The sequence below is a fragment of the Variovorax brevis genome (assembly GCF_030317105.1).
Taxonomy (GTDB): Bacteria; Pseudomonadota; Gammaproteobacteria; order Burkholderiales; family Burkholderiaceae_C; genus Variovorax; species Variovorax brevis.
This window is the reverse complement of the sequence record NZ_JASZYG010000063.1, coordinates 1-3,838: the sequence shown is the minus strand read 5'-3', so window position 1 is coordinate 3,838 and position 3,838 is coordinate 1. Positions and strand designations below refer to the sequence as shown.

Here is a 3,838-nt window from a genome sequence, read left to right as displayed (position 1 = left end):
GGCCAAGACATACGCAATTTCAAGCGCTGGTATCCGCCTGACCGTCGAATCGTAGGAGTTCCAGCCGCGATCCCTGCTTCATAGGAGACGCCCCCGAATTTAGCCACTCCCGCAAGATGCCCAGGCGCAACAGGTGCGCAAGATGACGCGCGTCGCTGAAATCGCCGCTGTGCTTGAGCCCGTCGTATTGCTTGACCGCGGCGGTGTTGACCAAGTGCACAGTGAAGCCCGCGGCCTGAAGTCCGTCGACCAGCCAGTACCAGTTGAAGTTGGACTCCACCGCCACGCCGCGCACAGAACCCGCGCACGCCAGTAGCGCCGAAACGATGGCATCAAGATCGTTCGGCAGACGCCTCGCGCAAACCGTTCGATCCTGCTCATCAAGCACGGTCACAACGCTGTTGTTGGAGTGCAAATAAATCCCCGCATAAAGTTCCATGTCGGTCTCCTTCGTGGGTTCAATCGGTTGAACGGGAATCCAAACGATAGGCCTGTGAACGGAGCCCGACCTCGCGCGCTAGATGTCTATCATTTTTCGGCCGGCGCCAACAGGCTGCAGGCTTTAAGAGCTCGATACCCTTCGCTACGGACGATGTCTGCCGGAGCGCGGCAGCACCATTGCAAAAACCGTGGTTTCGGCGGTGGAGTTGACTTGGATCTCGCCTCCATGGGCCTTGGCGATCTCTCGCACGATGAAAAGGCCAAGTCCGAGATTGGCGCTGTCCACGCTCTCGTCTTTGAGACGGCCTCGCCGTAGCGGTTTAAACAGGTCATTGATGTCTTCGTCAGGAATCGGCGAACCGCTATTTGCCACCGAAAGCCGAACCCGGCTGGCGTCGCCGAAAAGCCCGACCTTGATGGCGGCGCCCGATGTCCCGTACCGCGCGGCGTTGGTTACCAGATTGCCCAAGGCTTCTCGCACACGAGATCCGTCGAAATCGCCAGAGGTGTCGCCGGCCGAGTCGTATTCGATCTTCACCTGGGGGAGGGCTGCCCGCAGGAGATCAACCTCTTCACCACAAGCCGCTGCCAGATCGACTGGCGCGCGAGCAATTCCAATGCCCTGTCCCAGTGAGGCACGGCTGAAATCCAGAAGGTCGTCGAGCAGCTCCGTCATGCGCTTGCCGCTCTGAATGAGCCGCCGCGTGTGATTGCTAAGTGGCGCTTCAGTGGTCATCCGCGCAAGCACTTCGGCTGTAAGAAGAATTGCATTGAGCGGACCGCGTAGGTCGTGGCCTAGGACGCCGAGAAACACGTGTCGCCACCGATCCACTTCGGCGGCGAAATGTGAGACCGACTCGGCGACCGCTTGGTCAATCGCTTCGTTGAACCTGATGAGGTCGCCGACGACTTCTGGCCCCATGGCCATGCCTGCATCGAACCACAGTCGAAGGGTACAGGCGCGCAGCGCCCGGTACTCTGCTATGAGTTGAGCAATATCGAAGCCGGCCTTCGCGCGCAACAACGCGTGCGTCTGGGCCGCTGTTTCGGGCGCGCCCTCCAAACCGGCCTGGTGCCCGAGCGATTTAGCAAGCTGCTTCTGCGCCGACTGCGGCAAGCGCAGGTCTTTGGCCACAGCCGTCAAGATCATGGGTATGTGGTCGCGCAACGCAGCGGAATCCAAGTAGGAGGCTGCGGGCAGCTGCGTTTTGGCGAACGCTTCCGCGGCCGCCAGAATCGGCTCCGCGTTTTCCTCAATGAAATCCGCTAAGCGCATTAGAGGTTTCTCCTTGCCAACTGGCCGGTGTGGGCGTGGTCATCCTAGACGCTACTGCAAGAATTTGCTGACGTCGAGACACGTTACATGGACGGCGCTATTGAACTCTTCCCTGAAGATATCCTGGCCGGCCTTGCTCCATGGTTCGCAGGCCAACCCACTCTCAGGCGCATTGCAGACCTTCGATAGCCGGGCCGGAGGTTGCCACAGGGCCCAGGCGCGTCATTCGCTTCGTGACGCACTTCTGCGCTGCCTTATCCCTTGGTGCGTTTGAATCGTTCTGGTGGGATTGCACCATTCCGCTTTACCTTCACCCAATCAGCCGACCGCACACCTGGCCGGTAGCCACTTCCCGAACGCTTGGCGACAAGGCCCTCCAGCTTGAGCTGGTGCACCGCCTCATCGAAGAGCCTCCGGCCACCCTCGTCGAAGTGTCCTACCAAGAGCACGTTCGGCGGCGTTGGGTGGATGCAACCAACCAGTCGGGCCTTGCGTGAGTGCAGTGGCTCGCCAATGATCACATCACCGTCATCCACCAACAGGTCGAAGACGCAGTAAACGACAGGGAGCTCAGGCACCCACCGGCGCCTTCTGGCCCGCTCCTGAAGCTTGTCGAAGTCACTGCGACCCACATCGTCAAGGAAGCACACCTCACCATCCGTGACGTGGGGCCCTCCAGGTACCTTGGCCAGACGCTCAGCAACCTCCGGGAACCACTGCGCGGCGTCAGCACCTTTGCGTGTACGCAGGGTGCATCTCCCGTCCCCGAACATCGCAGTGACCCGGTAACCATCGAACTTGATCTCGTAAATCCAACCTGGCTCATCGAGGTTGAGCGGGCGCTCGTCCAGCAGCATCGGAGGGAAGTCATTTAGCGTCATACATGGTCTCCGAACGGGCATTTATCTGTCAGCAAAATGCGCACACCAGAGGGCGTCTCGTGGATTCTGGGTTCAACGTGTGCAGCGGCTCGCCCAAATTGGCCGCGCTTGTGATCGCATTCACAACTTGGAAAACTTTTATGGCAGACGATCCGAAGAAGACAGCACTTGATCGCAAACTCATCGCCCTTGGCGAGGAGCACGAAATTCGTTCATGGACTCGAGACCAAAAGGGCCAATGCCACGTATCGCGGGCGGGCCAGTGTTCGAGGCGAGTTTTTCAACAGAATTGGCCGGACAGGGACACTGGTTCATGAACGTACTGGTGTATTGAGAGCGTCAGTTTGCTTAGCCAGGCTTGCGTGGAAACGATCGTCGGCAACATCCGCTGCCAGTTGGTGATCCACATCGCGGACGCAGCAGGCTCAGCAGCTGCGACGCGTCTCAGCGGGATGTCGCTCGCGGTGAGGGACAGGGTTTTATCCTCATCGTCATTGACGAGCCGCAGCAACTGTTCGCCATCGTCACGCTGAACCCAGAAATCGACGAGACGAGATCCTGGTGTGGGACTCAAGCGAAGAGGGCGTTCACAAAAGGACAGCACCGTGGGATCGCCTTCCAGGCGAATCCACTGATCGAAGGTCGCACGATCGAATAGGCGAACCCGCCTGCCCAGCTTGGGACTGAAGCCCTCGAGCAGCCGGGCACCGCGCGGCCGTGGTGCGTCCAGGGGTGTCGAGAAGCGTGGCGCAAAACTCCTCATGATTCAACACCTTACGCAGCCCTCGAGGCACTGGATTCGCGAAGCATCGAATTTGCTTTGCGCGGTTGCGAAGTACCAGATTTACTTTCCTTCTGATGACGGTAACTCTGTGACTACGCAAGCAGCCGCCATAGGTAAACAGCGCGCATAGCACTGAGCGGTCGTAGACGACCCTACGCTTCCGGTGGGCAAACTGTGGCCGGTCGACGCAACTACTTCTTTTTCGTCGCACTGCCCGTTGCTTTGCGCCACGTGCGAATGAATCCTGGTAGTTTTGTTGGTCGGAGGTCGTCAGGGCAGGCCCAACCTCGATGGCTCGAAGACCAGGTCCTGGCGTTTGCGCCAAGCGAGCGGCGGTGGTGGCACCTGGGCTGCTGCCGGTTTCGTGGACACTGGCCTAAGCTTTTTGAGCTTTCTCGAACTCTATCGGACTGACGTAGCCGAGCGTTGAATGACGACGCGTCGGATTGTAGAAAC

General features: G+C 59.3%; 3 protein-coding genes and 1 pseudogene. All 4 read right to left on the bottom strand.

Features of this window, described 5'->3' with window-relative positions:
• Positions 1 to 112: 112 nt before the first annotated feature.
• Positions 113 to 439 (bottom strand): annotated as a pseudogene (locus tag QTI66_RS39285) (IS110 family transposase); the annotation flags it as partial.
• 144 nt (positions 440 to 583) lie between these two features.
• Positions 584 to 1,717, bottom strand: a complete 1,134-nt coding sequence (locus QTI66_RS39280) for a sensor histidine kinase (protein WP_286565793.1) — start codon at positions 1,715 to 1,717, stop codon at positions 584 to 586.
• 254 nt (positions 1,718 to 1,971) lie between these two features.
• Positions 1,972 to 2,598, bottom strand: a complete 627-nt coding sequence (locus QTI66_RS39275; RefSeq protein ID WP_286565792.1) for an ATP-dependent DNA ligase — start codon at positions 2,596 to 2,598, stop codon at positions 1,972 to 1,974.
• Between the two features lie 280 nt (positions 2,599 to 2,878).
• Positions 2,879 to 3,361 (bottom strand): hypothetical protein, encoded by a 483-nt coding sequence (locus QTI66_RS39270; protein WP_286565791.1) that lies wholly within the window; start codon positions 3,359 to 3,361, stop codon positions 2,879 to 2,881.
• Positions 3,362 to 3,838: the final 477 nt, after the last annotated feature.

What these genes read in the sequence shown, in the direction of transcription:
- QTI66_RS39275 (WP_286565792.1), bottom strand. Translation starts at nt 2,598, where the DNA reads ATGACGCTAAATGACTTCCCTCCGATGCTGCTGGACGAGCGCCCGCTC.
- QTI66_RS39280 (WP_286565793.1), bottom strand. Translation starts at nt 1,717, where the DNA reads ATGCGCTTAGCGGATTTCATTGAGGAAAACGCGGAGCCGATTCTGGCG.
- QTI66_RS39270 (WP_286565791.1), bottom strand. Translation starts at nt 3,361, where the DNA reads ATGAGGAGTTTTGCGCCACGCTTCTCGACACCCCTGGACGCACCACGG.